This window comes from Leptolyngbya boryana PCC 6306, assembly GCF_000353285.1.
GTDB lineage: Bacteria > Cyanobacteriota > Cyanobacteriia > Leptolyngbyales > Leptolyngbyaceae > Leptolyngbya > Leptolyngbya boryana.
Genome location: NZ_KB731324.1, coordinates 5,041,383 through 5,057,130, shown reverse-complemented (window position 1 = coordinate 5,057,130; position 15,748 = coordinate 5,041,383). Strand labels below are relative to the sequence as shown.

General features: G+C 47.4%; 13 protein-coding genes. 7 read left to right on the top strand and 6 right to left on the bottom strand.

Annotated elements, in window-relative coordinates:
- Positions 1-88 precede the first annotated feature (88 nt).
- Positions 89-472 (top strand): hypothetical protein, encoded by a 384-nt coding sequence (locus LEPBO_RS0125340; RefSeq protein ID WP_144056269.1) that lies wholly within the window; start codon positions 89-91, stop codon positions 470-472.
- 55 nt (positions 473-527) lie between these two features.
- On the opposite strand, the gene LEPBO_RS43420 is transcribed toward LEPBO_RS0125340, so the two are convergent.
- Both LEPBO_RS43420 and recN read right to left on the bottom strand, forming a co-directional pair.
- Positions 528-692: a hypothetical protein gene (locus tag LEPBO_RS43420; protein ID WP_017290395.1), complete on the bottom strand. Its 165-nt coding sequence runs from the start codon at positions 690-692 to the stop codon at positions 528-530.
- A gap of 126 nt (positions 693-818) precedes the next feature.
- Positions 819-2,642 (bottom strand): DNA repair protein RecN, encoded by a 1,824-nt coding sequence (gene recN / locus LEPBO_RS0125330; RefSeq protein WP_017290394.1) that lies wholly within the window; start codon positions 2,640-2,642, stop codon positions 819-821.
- A gap of 287 nt (positions 2,643-2,929) precedes the next feature.
- Between recN and LEPBO_RS0125325 the strand changes: the two genes are divergently transcribed.
- Both LEPBO_RS0125325 and LEPBO_RS0125320 read left to right on the top strand, forming a co-directional pair.
- Complete coding sequence (locus LEPBO_RS0125325) at positions 2,930-4,894, top strand: ABC1 kinase family protein (RefSeq protein WP_017290393.1); 1,965 nt, start codon at positions 2,930-2,932, stop codon at positions 4,892-4,894.
- Between the two features lie 246 nt (positions 4,895-5,140).
- Positions 5,141-7,027, top strand: coding sequence for an ABC-F family ATP-binding cassette domain-containing protein (locus tag LEPBO_RS0125320; RefSeq protein ID WP_017290392.1), 1,887 nt, complete (start codon positions 5,141-5,143; stop codon positions 7,025-7,027).
- A gap of 82 nt (positions 7,028-7,109) precedes the next feature.
- On the opposite strand, the gene LEPBO_RS0125315 is transcribed toward LEPBO_RS0125320, so the two are convergent.
- Both LEPBO_RS0125315 and LEPBO_RS0125310 read right to left on the bottom strand, forming a co-directional pair.
- Positions 7,110-8,732: a C39 family peptidase gene (locus LEPBO_RS0125315; protein WP_017290391.1), complete on the bottom strand. Its 1,623-nt coding sequence runs from the start codon at positions 8,730-8,732 to the stop codon at positions 7,110-7,112.
- 171 nt (positions 8,733-8,903) lie between these two features.
- On the bottom strand, positions 8,904-9,341 hold the full coding sequence (locus LEPBO_RS0125310) for a peroxiredoxin (RefSeq protein ID WP_017290389.1): 438 nt from the start codon (positions 9,339-9,341) through the stop codon (positions 8,904-8,906).
- A gap of 172 nt (positions 9,342-9,513) precedes the next feature.
- Between LEPBO_RS0125310 and psb32 the strand changes: the two genes are divergently transcribed.
- From psb32 to map, 3 genes are all read left to right on the top strand, one after another.
- Positions 9,514-10,152: a photosystem II repair protein Psb32 gene (gene psb32 / locus LEPBO_RS0125300; RefSeq protein WP_263970837.1), complete on the top strand. Its 639-nt coding sequence runs from the start codon at positions 9,514-9,516 to the stop codon at positions 10,150-10,152.
- A 216-nt stretch (positions 10,153-10,368) separates the two neighbouring features.
- Entirely contained in the window at positions 10,369-10,770 is a 402-nt protein-coding gene (locus LEPBO_RS0125295) for an acyl-CoA thioesterase (protein WP_017290387.1), read from the top strand.
- Between the two features lie 54 nt (positions 10,771-10,824).
- Positions 10,825-11,586: a type I methionyl aminopeptidase gene (map, locus tag LEPBO_RS0125290; RefSeq protein WP_017290386.1), complete on the top strand. Its 762-nt coding sequence runs from the start codon at positions 10,825-10,827 to the stop codon at positions 11,584-11,586.
- 37 nt (positions 11,587-11,623) lie between these two features.
- On the opposite strand, the gene LEPBO_RS0125285 is transcribed toward map, so the two are convergent.
- Positions 11,624-11,995 (bottom strand): hypothetical protein, encoded by a 372-nt coding sequence (locus LEPBO_RS0125285; protein ID WP_017290385.1) that lies wholly within the window; start codon positions 11,993-11,995, stop codon positions 11,624-11,626.
- 108 nt (positions 11,996-12,103) lie between these two features.
- On the opposite strand from LEPBO_RS0125285, the gene LEPBO_RS0125280 reads away from it, so the two are divergent.
- Entirely contained in the window at positions 12,104-13,231 is a 1,128-nt protein-coding gene (locus LEPBO_RS0125280; protein WP_017290384.1) for an AI-2E family transporter, read from the top strand.
- A gap of 51 nt (positions 13,232-13,282) precedes the next feature.
- Here the strand turns inward: LEPBO_RS0125280 and LEPBO_RS0125275 are convergent, their stop codons facing one another.
- A complete protein-coding gene (locus LEPBO_RS0125275) occupies positions 13,283-15,019 on the bottom strand; it encodes an EAL domain-containing response regulator (RefSeq protein ID WP_017290383.1) in 1,737 nt (578 codons plus the stop codon).
- Positions 15,020-15,748: the final 729 nt, after the last annotated feature.

The window sequence follows — 15,748 nt, the reverse complement described above, 5'->3', positions numbered from 1 at the left end:
AGAAATATTCATGGCTATCTGCAACACGCAATTCAGAGTTGATCCGCTGCACAACGCTACTCATCGCCGTGTACTAGCCGCGCTTACTATGGCACTAGCTGTCTCGTTCGGCGCTACCGTGCCGTTCGGCGCTACGTCGCCAGCTACCGCAGCCGGGGTCAAATGCCAAGCCACTGTGAAAGTAACAAATAAGAAGGGAGCCTCAATCAAAGTGCTTCGATTGCTGTACAAAGTCGGTGGCAACACAGTCTACACGGAAGGACTGCTTAACAAAGTCCTGACACCGAACGAAACTGAGACTTGGTCAAGCCAAACACTAAACAATGCAGCGACTGGCGTTGTCGTCACCTCCACTGCGATCGAGTACAGGGACGACACGGGTAGAGGTTACGGGTCTCCGCGCACCTCGGAATGGTTTCCGCACAGCTTCACTTGTGCCCCAAATCATAACTATGTCCACGCGATTCAGTAGAAGTAATTCAGATTGAGTGAGCGCGATCGAGAAAACCTCGATCGCTTTTTTGTACCTACTCAGATTCGGCTTGTTTCTTTTCCTGTCGTTTACGCTTTGCCCATTCCGCTTTGTATTTGCGGCGTTTTTCAGACTGCTCAAAATTGGTGCGTTTTTTCCATTCCTGCTGTCGATTTTCATGCACACGCGGTCTACCACGCTTGGGCTTGTCCTCACTCATTACGACCTCCGATGGTTATATCTCGACACAATCGCGCCTGTCTTGCCATAGTAGTAATTGCGCTTCTGTCTAAGATTGACCAAATAGAAGCCAGTCTCGCCATGATCGATCTGAAACAATATCAATCTACGATCGACGTGCCGATTTTGCCCGTTTTGCCTTCGCCTTCGGTTGCTCTGCTGGGGGCAAACCAGCTTGACCTGCTTGCAAACTTGCAGCTTGCTCTAGTAACGAATCTGCAAACGCGATCGCGGCTGCTTCAGTGGTTGCATTCTCAGTCGAACCCACTTGACCACTGGCAAGCTGAGCTAGTTCCTGACGGCGTTGTTCTCGATCAAGGGGAGTTACTTTTACGATCGTTCGCAAATCTGCGCCCTTACCATTCTGTGACTTGTGCAGTTCAACCACTTGCTTCGCAACATTGAAATGCTGGTCAGCCATTGCCGCCACAATCGGCTGGTGCGTCACACAGAGAACTTGGTGATGGCGACCAAGATGATAGAGCTTTTCAGCGATCGCTTGCGCCACCCGTCCCGATACACCCACATCAATCTCGTCAAAGACTAACGTTTCCGCAGAATCGACTTGGGAGAAACAGGCTTGAAGCGCTAGTAAGAATCGACTCATTTCTCCACCCGAAGCAATCTCGGTTAGAGGCTGCAACGGTTCGCCAGGATTCGGACTGAAGAGATAAGTAATACGATCGCTTCCGGCAGAAGTCGGAGCAATAGGCGTAATTCCAACTTGAAACTGCACCTTTTCCATCGCTAACGGCTTCAATTCGGCAACTAATCGCGCTTCTAATCCTTGTGCGGTCGATTTGCGCAATTGAGTCAGATGCTCAGATGCTTCGATCAATGCAGCTTTGCGAGTTTCAGTGAGTTCAGCGAGTTCTTCGATCGATTGTCCTGCCCCAGTTAGTTCTTCCAGCTCGGATTGGAGGGATTGCTGTAGTGCGATCGCGTCGGTTAAAGTTGGTCCATATTTACGACAAATTTGCTTGAGTTCGAGGACGCGATCTTCTACTTCTTGCAGCCGTTGTGGATCGGTTTCGAGATCATCGCCGTAAGCATTCATTTGCTGTCCCGCTTCTTCAACGAGAGCAAGCGCCGAAGTGACAATCTCCAAAATCGGCTGAATTTGCTCGTCATATCGAGCCATATCCGTCAGCAAGTTTTCTGCTTTTCCGAGCAAATCTGCACAAGCATCTTCGCCATTTTCATTCTGATAAAGCGCTTGATAAACCTGATAGCTTTGCTGCTGCAATTCGACACTATGGCTCAAACGCTTCCGTTCTTGCTCTAATTGATCCAATTCATCAGGATCAATTAGATTCGCTGCATTCAACTCCCGCAACTGATACTCAAACAGATCAAGCTGCTGGAGACGCTGCTGTTCCGAATGGCGACGTTTCTCTAACGCTTGAGATGCTTGTTGATAAGTTGTAAATGCCTGACTGACAACTTCACGCGCCTTGAGCAGGGCAACGCCCCCATAACTATCGAGCCAATCTCGCTGAAGGCTAGGCTGACCTAATTGCACCGTTTGCCCTTGCGCGGTAATTTCGACTAAACGATCGCGCAATCCCTCCATTTGTTGCTTGTTGACCAATACCCCGTTAATTCTCGATCGATTCCGCTGACTACTGCCCAGAGCCACAATCTCGCGACTACAGACTACAATATCCTCATCGAGTAAATCAATCTGTTCCTGCTCAAACCAGGATTTGAGGAGATCATTGACGCGGAACGTTGCCTCGATCGAGGCTCTTTCCTCTCCCGTTCGGACAGCCCGACCTGTGACCTTGCCACCTAGTGCGGCATCGATCGCGTCTAAAATAATCGATTTCCCTGCGCCCGTTTCGCCAGTCAAAACGTGCAGTCCTGACCCAAAGGTAAGGTCAAGATGGTCAATCAGTGCAAAGTTTTCGATCCGCAGAGACAATAGCATGAAGGCTCACAAAAGATGATCCACACCCTTTAATGTTAGCGGGGACGGCTAGGAGTACAAGAGAGATTTGATCTCGATAATAGTAAATCCGTTCTGATGAAGCGTCAAGAGAATGAGGCAGAAAATTCAAGGTCTCGCCCTTTTTCGGGATTTCTCTGCTGTTTTGATACGGTAATCTGGCGATCAAACTTCTCCCAATCCTTGGAACAAGATGATTTACTGAGAATATTAACTCTCGCAAAGCTTCTTGTTACAATAGTTTACATTGCCGTATCCGGTGCCGATCGATGAATGGAACTCCCACACGCCCCGCAATCTCTACTGAAGCTCAGATCCCGGATGCTCTGCCGTTTATTCGGACAGAGAACGGCATGATTACGTCAGAACTCGCGCTGATCCCAAATCAGGCGGATATGACAACTTTGCGATATGACCCAGATTTAATCGCAGCCTATTACCGAACTCGCACGCTCAAGGTTTGGCAACGGACGGCTGGAATTTTCTTGCCATTTTTATTTTTTGCGACTCGGTTATGGTGGGATCGCATCACGGGCCAAAGTGTGGCACATCAGGAACAACAGGCAGTACATCTGCGAGAGATGTTGACCAAACTGGGTCCTGCCTTTATCAAAATCGGTCAAGCGCTTTCGACACGACCCGATCTGGTGCCCCCGATTTATTTAGAAGAATTAACAAAGCTTCAGGATCAGTTGCCGCCATTTCCGAATGAAGTCGCCTTTCAATTTATTCAAGAAGAATTAGGCAAAACTCCTGATCAGATTTATGCAGAACTTAGCCCGATGCCGATCGCGGCTGCGTCTTTGGGTCAGGTTTACAAAGGCAAGCTGAAAACGGGAGAAACGGTTGCAGTCAAGGTTCAGCGTCCCGGTTTGGCGCAAAGTATTGCCTTGGATATGTTTATCCTGCGCCGCTTGTCAGCATGGGCGATGAAGAATATTAAGCGCATACGGAGTAATTTAGTCGCGATCGCTGATGAGCTAGCGACCCGCATCTTCGAGGAGATGGACTACACCCAAGAAGGTCACAACGCTGAACGGTTTGAAGAACTTTACGGACATCTGCCTGAAATCTATGTGCCTAAGATCTATTGGGAGTACACCGGGCGGCGCGTACTCACGATGGAGTGGATCACAGGGACAAAATTGACTCAGCTAGAAGCGATTCGTGAACAAGGAATCGATGCAACGCACCTCATCGATGTTGGGGTGCAATGTTCACTCAGACAGCTTCTAGAGCACGGATTCTTTCACGCTGATCCTCATCCAGGGAATTTGCTAGCGATGCCGGATGGACGCTTAGCTTATCTGGATTTCGGCATGATGAGCCAGGTAGAACCCTATCAGCGATATGGATTAATTGAAGCGATCGTGCATTTAGTCAATCGCGATTTTGAAGGGTTAGCCAACGATTACGTCAATCTGGGATTTCTATCGCCCACGATGGATCTCACTCCGATCATTCCAGCATTTGCAGAAGTGTTTAACGAAGCATTAGGCGCTTCCGTTGCTGAAATTAATATCAAGAGTATTACGGATAAGTTATCGGCATTGATGTACGAATATCCGTTTCAAGTGCCTGCCTTCTTTGCCTTGATTATTCGATCGCTGGTCACTCTAGAAGGGATTGCCATCAACGTTGATCCCGACTTCAAGGTACTGAGTAAGGCTTATCCTTACGTTTCTAAACGATTGCTTACCGATCCGGCTCCAGAATTACGAGCATCTTTGCGCGATTTGCTGTTCAAAGATGGCAGCTTCCGCTGGAATCGCTTAGAGAATTTGCTGAAAAACGCCAAAGACAATTCTGATTACAACTTGGATCAGGCATTGGATCAAGCGACGGAATTTTTGTTTAGCGATCGTGGTGAATTTATCCGCGTCAATTTAGTCAATGAAATCGTCAAGAGTTTAGATTCGCTGTCTCAAGCGGCTTGGCAGAATTTGACGTATGGTTTCCGGGAGCGAGTTGGCTTAGCCGTAGAACGTCCTGCTTTAGCGCCTGAGAATCAAGCCACTTTAGACCACCTCAAAAAAGTCTGGGAAATTTTGAGACAGAGCCGTGGTTTTGATCAAACTAAGATGCTGGCTTTGATTCCGCGCTTGTTAACAAAACCGGAAACTCAGAAAATGGGGCAGCAAATTGTCGGAGATTTCACGCAGCGCATGGCAGCTCGATTGATTCGAGAAGTTTTGCTCAAAGATGAAAGAGCCGCTGTTCGAGCCATGAATTAAATCCAGATCCGTTTCTGCGCCTTGCGAATGGAATTCGCGGCAATGTAAACAAAGCCCGTCGTTGCAGACTAAGAGCACTCAAAATCTCTTGAACTTGCGGAGGCGGGTTTTGTCTGTGTAGCTGCTGTTTCAACCGCTAAGCGAAAGATGCTCACCCCGTCGCCTTTGCAGAATTCATGCTGAGCGCAGCAGAGTTTTTGGCTTCCGGAGGTTAGAATCAAACTTCAGTCCTAGATCAAACCCCCTATGCCCGTACTCGCGCTCAGATCCGTTAAAAAAGACTTCGGCATCAAAGAAATTGTTCGAGATGCGAATTTCACCCTAGAAGCTGGTGAAAAGGTCGGTTTGATCGGAACCAATGGATCAGGCAAATCGACTTTGCTGAAGATGGTCGCTGGAATGGAATCGATCGATAGTGGTCAACTGACCACCAGTTCTGGCAGTCGGATGATTTATTTACCGCAGCAACCCGACCTCGATCCAGAACGCACCGTTTTAGAACAAGTGTTTGCCGACAGCGGCGAGCAGATGGCATTGGTGAAAGAATATGAGCATCTCTCTGAACAATTAGCGCATGGCAATCAAGATGCAGTGATGGCGCGATTGTCTCAGGTCACTCAAAAAATGGATGCCATCAATGCTTGGGAACTCGAGACAAAAGCAAAGATCATTCTGTCTAAGCTAGGCATTCAAGATTTAGAAGCCAAGATTGAAAAGCTCTCAGGTGGATATCGTAAGCGAGTCGCATTAGCAACTGCATTGCTCGCTGAACCTGATGTGTTACTCATGGACGAGCCAACGAACCATTTAGATGCATTGTCGATCGAGTGGTTACAAAGCTATCTCAGTCGCTATCGTGGTGCATTGTTGCTTGTGACTCACGATCGCTATTTTCTCGATCAAGTGACGAATCGAATTATCGAACTCGATCGCGGCGATCTCTTCAGCTATAGCGGCAATTACTCGTACTATTTAGAGAAAAAAGCAGCGCAAGAAGCGTCTGAAGCGAGTTCGCAACGCAAGCACCAAGGGGTATTGCGCCGAGAATTAGAATGGCTTAAACGGGGAGCAAAAGCGCGCAGTACCAAGCAAAAAGCTCGAATCGATCGCGTTCATGAGATGCAAGAGACTGAGTTTAAGCAAGCTCAAACTAAAGTGCAGATTTCGACTGCCGGACGACGAATCGGCAAAAAAGTTGTTGAACTCGAAAAAGTGACCAAGGGATTCGGCGATCGTACTCTGATCAAAGAGTTCACCTACAATTTCAACCCAGAAGATCGCGTTGGCATTATTGGCGGAAATGGCGCGGGGAAATCGACTTTACTGAATTTGATTACAGGCAGACTCGAACCCGATTCAGGCACGATCGAGACGGGCAGCACGATTCATTTCGGCTACTTCGATCAACATTCGGATGATCTGCTCGTTAATGAAAATCAGCGGGTGATCGAATATCTCAAAGACGTAGCCGAGTTAGTTAAAACGGCAGATGGTGAAATCATTACTGCTTCTCAGATGTTGGAGCGGTTTCTTTTCTCGCCCAATCAACAATATGCGCCGATTAATAAGCTCTCCGGTGGAGAAAGACGGCGTTTATTTTTACTGCGCGTTTTAATGAGTGCGCCGAATGTTTTGATTCTGGACGAGCCGACGAATGATTTAGATGTGCAGACGTTAGCCGTTTTAGAAGAATATTTGGAAGATTTCAATGGCTGTGTAATTGTGGTTTCGCACGATCGCTATTTTCTCGATCGCACTGTAGATAAGATTTTTGCGCTCGAATCCGGTGGAACCGTTCGAGAATATCCCGGCAATTACTCTGTGTACTTGGATTTCAAGAAAGACGAAGAAGTACCCATTGAGAAACCACAAGTCGAGAAAAAATCTGAGCCAAAGCCTGCTTCAAACAAGCCTCGGAAGCTCTCTTTCAAAGAGAAGCGCGAACTCGAAGCTTTAGAGGCGCAAATTCCGCAGATGGAAGAGGAAAAATCCACGATCGAGCAAAAGCTCTATCACAATCCACCCGCCGGATTCAGTGAAGTTCAGAAACTTTCTGAGCGACTCGCTGAACTCGACGAGCAGATTGAAACAGCAACGATTCGCTGGATGGAACTCTCAGAGATTGAAGCTTAGGATCAAGAATTCAATTCATCTAGATTTTGCTAATCAACCGGAAATTGTCGGGCAAGTTGAACTCATGATCCTGAGTCTTCTCCTATCTCCGTCGAATAAAATGCGCCCAAACTTCTCCATCAGGGCCACACACTCGATTCGTGTAGCCATAGGGATAAAGTAACTTACGCCCCTCAGTATTCGAGTAACCTGTCAAAGCATCACCCCAAGGATCATTCACAATGAATCCATCGGGTGTGTACCCAATGACAGTCACAATATGACCGTAGGACGTGAACATTCCACATAAGACAACGGGGCGACCATTGATCAATTCTTCCCTAATGTCTCGGAATGTCCATCTCGTACTAAAGATCCCGTCATATCCATAGGCATTAATCAAATTCGTCAGCGTATTGTGATTGATCTGCGACCCTTGTCCGTCTTTGTTAAAGCACCATTGCAAAAGCTCATCTTCTAGCTGGCTCCCCCAGCGCGCACGAGTTCCCAGATAGTACATGCACATCGCGATCGAGGTGACATTACAAGTAGACCAATAGAAACGCGGATTGTCTCGCTGTGAAAAGTACGGCACATTTAACTCCACCGTTCCCGGGATCGGGTTAAACGATCGATTGCCTCGACTCATTCGCACAAAGTCTGGAAACAGATAGCCTGTGTTGCCAAATCCTGGAAGCTCCTCATTCAGCGAAACTTTGATGTGCCCACCCTCGATCATGTAGCTCGAGACACTGTAGAACTGATTCGCATTGAAGGTCGCTCTCTCATCGGGTTGAAGTTGTGACGACTCGACAGGACGTTTCTTGATGATGGTATCGCGCAAGGCTGTCACCGTCAGAGAACTCGAATCATAAGGAATTTCCTTTCCGTTGCGTTTGATCTGAGCATATTGCCAGAAGATAAACCCTCGATTGCCAAACCCTGGAATCGGATCTTTCAACGTCACTCTGAAATGTCCCTGCGTAAACGCATAGCCTATGATTTGGAACACTTGACCTTCTAGCACCTGGGTTCTCTGATTCGCAGCTAACGCCGACGAATCAGCCGCAGAAGTTTTTAAGAAGGTTGTTTGACGAATTAAAAGCTGCGCAGCCAAGGGAATATCTGGGACATCATCGAGCGAAAATCTGAAAATCTGCGATCCCTTGCTCAGTTGGACATGATCTTCATAGAAATAACCGAAATTGCCGATCGGTGCGATCGCACTGGCTAGATCTAACTTCAAATGTCCATCAATAAATCCATAGCGATTGACTGTGTAAGTCTGTCCCGCTTTGACTAAAATTTTCTGCTGATTGTTCAACCGGGACGAATCATCGGTCGAGACTTTGAAAAACGTATCTCGAAGCACTTTCACAGTCAAAGCTTGTCCAACCGTCAGCGGATCGCGACTAACGGTAATGTAAAACACTCGATTTTCAACCAGTTTATTACTACCATCGAAACCTTTTAGCCTCAACCAGCGTGCGCCTGGTGTTGAAAATCCCCTCGGCATCGAAACTTGCCAAGTTCCATTATTCAGCGTCACGCCTAAATTGAATTTATCCTCTGCCATGACGGTGATACGCCGGATGCGCCGGGCATCATAACTGCCTTTAAGCACAACAGGTTTATTCACTAAAACTTCTTGTGGTCCGGCATAAGTTGGAGGTGCACTGCCGCCCCCGGATGTAAGCGATTCTGTCGCGATCGTGCTGTCAGTCATGTGGATATCCCTGAATTAGTTCCGACCAGTTCGCCTCTTAATATACTCATGCTTTTTGAAAGCGAAAAAAATCTGACCATCGATAAATCTTTCGATCGTCAGATTCTTCTTAAAATTGGTGGAATGAGGGAATAGGAGCATGGGGAGCAAGCACTTCACTCCCCACTCTCCCTAAGCCCCTATCGCCTGCAAAATATCCGTCGCATGCGTATCCGTCTGAATCGTCGTAAACACCTGAGCAATCTTGCCATCTGACCCAATCACGTAAGTCACGCGCTTCGAGTAGCCGCCGCCATCGACATCATACGCCTTGGTAATTGCCCCATCGGTATCTGCCAACAAGGGAAACGGCAAGCTGAATTTCTCCGTAAAGCGTTGGTGAGAGGCTTCATCGTCCATGCTCACTCCAAACACGGGAATTCCCTTGCTGGTGTACTGCTCGTAATTGTCGCGGAAACTGCACGCTTCTTTGGTGCAGCCTGGGGTATCGTCTTTCGGATAGAAATACATCACAACCGTTTGACCCGCATAATCTGAGAGTTTCACGGTATTGCCGTTCGTATCTTTGACAGTGAAATCGGGGGCTGTATCGCCTACATTTAACGGCATGAGTCTGACTCCTGAACAAAATTAATTTGCTTTACAAATTGTAATCTCTTTAGTTCTGCGATTTAATTTGAATTGAAGATCGCTCTCAGAAGCGATGTATTTTGAGAGAAAACAAAAAATCGCAATCATGAAAAAGCTCCTCCATTCTTTTTTGAGAGGGTTGCTGCTAGCAATGGTTTTATTCACCTCGCTATCTGCGGCTCCTGCCTACGCTACCAGTTTGTATGAAGTGCCGCCAGTCTCTGAAGAGACACGAGTGGTCGATTTAGGTGACATTATTAGCCGTTTTAATGAAGGAAAGCTGACGGATACCCTGAATGATCTGGCAGATAAAACAGGTCAGGAAGTGCATTTTGTGACGATTCGCCGCCTCGATTATGACGAGACGATCGAGAGTTTTACCACAAAGCTGTTCCAACAGTGGTTTCCTACGCCTGAAGCGGGTGCAACTCAGACGATCGTGGTTTTAGACAGTTTGACGAATAATTCTGCGATCGCAACCGGCGAAGAGGTAAAAGCCTTGATGTCGGATGAAGTTGCGAAAAGCGTGGCTCAGGAAACAATGCAGGCTCCTCTGCAAAAGGGCGATCGCTATAATCAGGCATTTTTGGATGTGAGCGATCGTTTAGTGGCAGTGTTATCTGGTGAGCCTGATCCAGGTCCTCCAGAAATCGTAGATAACGTGAAGACAGAAGGCACGTTTGCATCGCGCGAAGAAACAGCGCAAAGTAATGCGGTTCCCTGGGTGATTGGATTGTTGATTGCAGCAACGATTATTCCGATGGCGACCTATTACTGGTATGTGCGGTAGGAGAGTGGGGAGTAGGGAGTGGGGAGATTAGGAAAAACAAGGGACATAATTGTGGTTCTTATTTCCCTAGCAGTTCATACCCATTCCCAACGTTCATTACAGACGCTCAAGGGTTTTCTAGGCGAGCAAAACAGACTACCGTTTGATTTTGGATGGAATTCAGACCGTATAGAAATTCCCGTCTGAGTTGATTTTCTCTTTTACAATGCAGCCTTTATGGGATTTACTTACGATCGAACCATTCATTTCTCCGAAACTGATGCAGCCGGAGTCGTCTACTTTGCCAATGTGTTGACGCTTTGCCATGAGGCTTACGAGGCATCATTAGCTGCCAGCGGGATTTCAGTGCGATCGTTCTTTTCTGGGCAAAACATTGCCGTGCCGATTGTTCATGCTGAAGTCGATTTTTTTAGTCCGATGTTTTGTGGGGATCTCATTACGATCGAATTAACTCCTCACCTGCTCAAACCGAGTGAATTTGAGATCCGATATCAGTTGATGCAGGATTCAAAGTCGGTTGGGAAGGCTTTGACGCGGCACGTTTGTATTGCGACCAAGACGAGAACCCGAATCGAACTTTCGGAACAATTGCAGTGTTGGGTTGATCGCTTTCGGTAAGAGCCTCCGAAAAACGTCTACAATCGGAAACGCTTAGCCACACTCTTCACAGACATGGAACAAGAAGTTATTACCCTCCTTTCGAGTCGCGAAATTGAGAAAATGCGTCGGGCTGGGAAGCTTGCAGCGCAGTTATTGCAGCATTTAGAGCCGTTTGTTAAGCCTGGGGTGAGTACCCTAGAACTCAATGACGAGGCAGAACGATGGACACAGGCACATGGCGCAAAAAGTGCGCCCCTGGGATATAACGGGTTTCCAAAATCGATTTGTACGAGTGTGAACGAAGTCGTTTGTCATGGGATTCCCAATGCCAAGCAGATTCTGAAGGATGGCGACATTATTAATATCGATGTCACTCTGATTGTGGATGGGTATCACGGAGACACGTCGAAAATGTATTTCGTGGGTGAACCTTCTCCTTTGGCGCGTCGGTTGGTTGAAGTCACCGACAAGTGCCGCCAGTTAGGCATGGATGAAGTGAAACCTGGGGCAAGAATTGGCGACATTGGAGCGGCGATTCAAGAGTATGCAGAATCGCAAGGGTTCTCAGTCGTGCAAGATTTTGTCGGGCACGGGATTAGCCATATTTTCCATACCGCACCGCAGATTCCTCACTATGGGAAGCGGGGAACTGGGAAAAAGTTAAGACCGGGAATGGTGTTTACGATCGAGCCGATGATCAATGAGGGCACTTGGGAAGTTGAGGTGATGTCCGACAAGTGGACAGCTTTGACGAAGGATCGCAAACTGTCAGCGCAATGTGAACATACGATCGCCGTTACTAGCACAGGCTACGAAATTTTGACGCAGGCTTAGGTGATCCTTCCCGCGAGAATGGAAAGGGTTGGGAATGTCACAGTAAGCGACCAACCTTTCCAAGCAGAGGTAGAGCAATCACCTTACGCTGCCATAGCCGTACCATGAGCAACACATTCAAGCCGAAATAGCCTGAAGTCATAAAACTAGCAGTCAGCAGCAACGGTAGGGGAATCGAGTCTGCATTGATGGCACTGGCTCCGAGCAAACCATAGAGCAGCAGCCAGCCCATCGCCATTTTGATCACAAATCGACTCAAGGCGCGTTCTTGCCGACTTCCGGCGTGACGATAAAGCGTCCAAACTGCTGGAAAAAATCCAAAAATCGGAACAAGGTAGAAAAATAGCCGCACGTGCCGAATTGCATCCGGTTCAATCTCGTCAAGTTGGAGATCATCAAATTCTTTCATCGGTTAAATCACAGGGAAGGAAGATGTACCACGAATCAAAACGCGATAATAATAACTAGAGACTGCCCAAAATCGTCTCGTGATTTAACTGTTGTTCATTGATGCATCATGCTTCATCGCAATAAGCTGTGGATTTGGTGGGATGCGTTGTCCCCCGTGTCAAAAGCGATCGCATTCGCGTCGTTTGCTCCCTTACTCGTTCTCAATGCCTGGGCAATTTCCTCGATTTTTGGATATTTCCATTCGCTGTTAGCGATCATTGTGGGTGCGTCTTTGCTGACGTTTTTACTGAACTATCCCGTCAGTTATATGCAGCAGCATGGAACCACACGAGGACGAGCGGCAATAATCGTCTTTCTGTTTACGATCTCGGTCTTACTCGCGATCGGCGTCACGCTTGTTCCGCTCGCCCTACAACAAGCGCAACAGTTAGTGACCCGGTTGCCTGACTGGATCGACTCCGGTCAGCGACAATTGATTCTGCTCAACGATCAGATCGAAAAAGCTGGATTTCCAATTAGCTTGGACGTTTTAGCCGATCAAATTACTGCACCCCTAAAAAATCAACTCCAACGATTGGCGGGTGACATTTTAGGACTGGCAGTGATTACGGTGACGAGCCTTCTAGATTTACTGCTGACGTTGGTGCTGACGTTTTATTTACTTCAACACAGCGATCGACTTTGGCAAAGTTTGGTGGAATGGCTGCCGCATCAGATTCGCGATCCGTTTAGCAATACCTTACGGCTGAGTTTTCAGAATTTCTTTTTTAGCCAGTTGATTTCTTCGACGTCGATGGGCTTTGTGTTGACAGTCATCTTTCTGACGTTGCGCGTTCCATTCGGATTGCTGTTTGGATTGTCCATTGGAACAATGGCACTGATTCCATTTGGTGGATCGGTGGGAATTGCGATCGTGTCACTCCTAGTCGCGCTGCGCGATATTGGCTTAGGCGTTGAAGTGTTGATTGCATCTTTAATTGTGCAGCAGATTATTGAAAATCTGATTATGCCAAGAATTTTGGGTAGCTTTACAGGCTTAAATCCGGTCTGGGTGTTTATTTCAATCCTGATGGGCGCACGCGTCGGAGGACTGCTAGGAGTGGTTGTCGCTGTCCCCATTGCAGTCGTGATTAAAAGCATTTTGGTCTCTTTGCGATCGCCGCATTCGGCAATTATTATGTCGAGTGATATCCAACTCGCAGAAATTCCTGCAGGTCAGACCTCTGAGCCTTGAAATCGAACCGACTTGAGGTCAGAACAAAGGCACAGATCGAGGATTTGTGCCTCAAGCGCTCGCAAAATGAAGACGGCGATCGGACAGGAGCAACGCCTCCATTTCAATCGCTGAAATGGGTGGGCTGTACAGAAAGCCTTGAATCGCATCACAGCCCCGTTTACGGAAAAATGCGAGCTGTTCCTTGTCTTCAATGCCTTCAGCGACGATATGCAGCTTTAAGCCTTTTGCCATGCTGATAATGGCATCGGAAATTGCGATCGCACCTGCGCTGACGCGAATCTGTTTGACGAAACTGCGATCGATCTTTAAAGCATCGATCGGCAGTTGATACAGATGATTCAACGACGAATATCCTGTACCAAAATCATCGATCGAAATCTCAATTCCGAGCTTTTTCAACGCTTTTAACGTCAAGATTGTTGCTTCGACATCGTGCATCACGCAGCTCTCGGTCAACTCCAACGTTAATAGCTTCGGATCAAGTCCCGTCTCTGCCAAAATTGCTTCAACTCTCTGCGGTAAATTCGGCTGCTGAAACTGCCGCATCGACAGATTCACAGAGACACGCAGCGGCTGCATACACAGAATTTGCCAACGTTTCGCATGCTGACATGCTGTTGTCAAAATCCACTCGCCCAACGGCACAATTAACCCCAACTCTTCCGCGATCGGAATAAATTTGGCGGGAGAGACAACCCCTCGCACCGGATGGTGCCACCGCACTAGTGATTCCATGCCGACAACTCGCCCCGTTTGCAGATCGACTTGCGGCTGATAATGAACCTGGAACTCCGCCCGTTCGATCGCTTTGGTCAAATCCATCTCGATTAAGCGCCGCTCGACCTCTAACGCATCCAACTCGGTATCATAGAGGCGATAGCGATTCAGCCCAGGCTGCTGACACCAATGCTGCGCGGTTTCAGCCTGCGTCAGTAAATCTTGCGGTGTCCCCTGCGGCTGATCCGTCCAAGTCATGCCGACATTGGCGTGAAATCGAATCTCATGTCCATCAATCATGCAGGGCAGCGTCACGCGATCGAGCAACAGTTGAGCAAACTCACCTAGCTCCTCTTGTGCCACATCTTTCAGGACAATCCCAAACTGGTCTCCATTCAGTCGAGCTAAAAATCCATTCGCCTGTACGACTTTACTCAGCCGATTTGCGACCATCTGCAACACAATATCGCCCGCAATATGCCCGAACCCCGAATTAATCAAGTGAAATCGCTGCAAATTTAAGCAAAGAATTGCAATCCCTCGTGAATCCGGGAACTGCGCGAATGAAGACATTAAATGATGCAAGTGCTGATATAACAAGCCACGGGTCGGTAGATGCGTCAGTGGATCTAACATCGCTCCCCGCCGAATTGCCGCTGTCGCCTGCTGTTGCTGCTCTGTGTAGCGTTCGATGAGAACAGCCTGTTTCTTTAATCGGGACGAAATTGCTCCCAGCAATTCACTGACCGAGCAAGGCTTGATGAGATAATCATCTGCGCCTGAATTCATACCTTGCCGCACATCACTTTTATCACTCTTGGCGGTGAGAAAAATCACGGGCATCGTCGCAGTTTGGACATTTGAGCGAAGCTCTTCAAGCACGCCGTAGCCATCTAACTCCGGCATACAGACATCACAAAGCACTAAATCGGGATGGTAAGCCCGAGCTTTTTGTACCCCGATTCGACCGTTTTCTGCTTCGATCGCTCGAAATCCTTCAAACTCTAAAATCTCTAACAGATTGTTCCGAATCAACTCATCATCTTCAATTATCAGAATGGTCTTCATGGGTCAGAGCAGCCTGGCGAATCATCAATGGGAAGGAAAGTCCATCGCGGCAACTTTCTTAAAAAGGAATTAAAAGAGATTAAGTAGGCAATCATACAATTAGGTAGTTACTCAACTGCTCCGCAAGAACTGAATGAAGTGCAATACCTACTGAGCCTAAAGCCCTGAATCTAATCTATCTTGTAATCTGAATCAAGAGAGTGTAATTGATACCATTGCTCCACTCGATACACGGCAGTCCTGTTTGATACTGTACTCACGCTTTTTGCACCCCATAACATAGAACTCATTTACACCAAAATTCAGGAAAGTTGTCACTCTATTTGTGTCTTGCTCTAGCAGAATTAAAGCGTAAATTTGACTTTTGCTCAGAAATATTTCTGATTCTGCACCTCTAGTTCATCGCTAGGTTGCTGATGAAACCGCTGAAGTAGAGTTCACTAGACACTACTGGATTAGTTTGCCCCCGAAAGCCAGAATTGACTACTAAAGATCACAACTTAAGCAACCAATTTAATCTTCAGATGATCCTGTATGGTCATAGAACTCAGCCAAGTCCTCAGAAATTGCCAATCGAGCCTTTAATCCCTTTTGAAACACACAATTTGTGATTTTTTCTGAGACAGCGATTGATTGCGAGAATATCTTGAAGTCTAGAGATTTAAATGCGAAATTCTACGGATTCGTTACGAATTTCAACTGAGACCGGATTTACCGTAGAATCACGCT

What these genes read in the sequence shown, in the direction of transcription:
- psb32 (WP_263970837.1), top strand. Translation starts at nt 9,514, where the DNA reads ATGGTTTTATTCACCTCGCTATCTGCGGCTCCTGCCTACGCTACCAGT.
- map (WP_017290386.1), top strand. Translation starts at nt 10,825, where the DNA reads ATGGAACAAGAAGTTATTACCCTCCTTTCGAGTCGCGAAATTGAGAAA.
- LEPBO_RS0125340 (WP_144056269.1), top strand. Translation starts at nt 89, where the DNA reads ATGGCACTAGCTGTCTCGTTCGGCGCTACCGTGCCGTTCGGCGCTACG.
- recN (WP_017290394.1), bottom strand. Translation starts at nt 2,642, where the DNA reads ATGCTATTGTCTCTGCGGATCGAAAACTTTGCACTGATTGACCATCTT.
- LEPBO_RS0125325 (WP_017290393.1), top strand. Translation starts at nt 2,930, where the DNA reads ATGAATGGAACTCCCACACGCCCCGCAATCTCTACTGAAGCTCAGATC.
- LEPBO_RS0125295 (WP_017290387.1), top strand. Translation starts at nt 10,369, where the DNA reads ATGGGATTTACTTACGATCGAACCATTCATTTCTCCGAAACTGATGCA.
- LEPBO_RS0125280 (WP_017290384.1), top strand. Translation starts at nt 12,104, where the DNA reads ATGCTTCATCGCAATAAGCTGTGGATTTGGTGGGATGCGTTGTCCCCC.
- LEPBO_RS0125275 (WP_017290383.1), bottom strand. Translation starts at nt 15,019, where the DNA reads ATGAAGACCATTCTGATAATTGAAGATGATGAGTTGATTCGGAACAAT.
- LEPBO_RS43420 (WP_017290395.1), bottom strand. Translation starts at nt 692, where the DNA reads ATGAGTGAGGACAAGCCCAAGCGTGGTAGACCGCGTGTGCATGAAAAT.
- LEPBO_RS0125285 (WP_017290385.1), bottom strand. Translation starts at nt 11,995, where the DNA reads ATGAAAGAATTTGATGATCTCCAACTTGACGAGATTGAACCGGATGCA.
- LEPBO_RS0125310 (WP_017290389.1), bottom strand. Translation starts at nt 9,341, where the DNA reads ATGCCGTTAAATGTAGGCGATACAGCCCCCGATTTCACTGTCAAAGAT.
- LEPBO_RS0125315 (WP_017290391.1), bottom strand. Translation starts at nt 8,732, where the DNA reads ATGACTGACAGCACGATCGCGACAGAATCGCTTACATCCGGGGGCGGC.
- LEPBO_RS0125320 (WP_017290392.1), top strand. Translation starts at nt 5,141, where the DNA reads ATGCCCGTACTCGCGCTCAGATCCGTTAAAAAAGACTTCGGCATCAAA.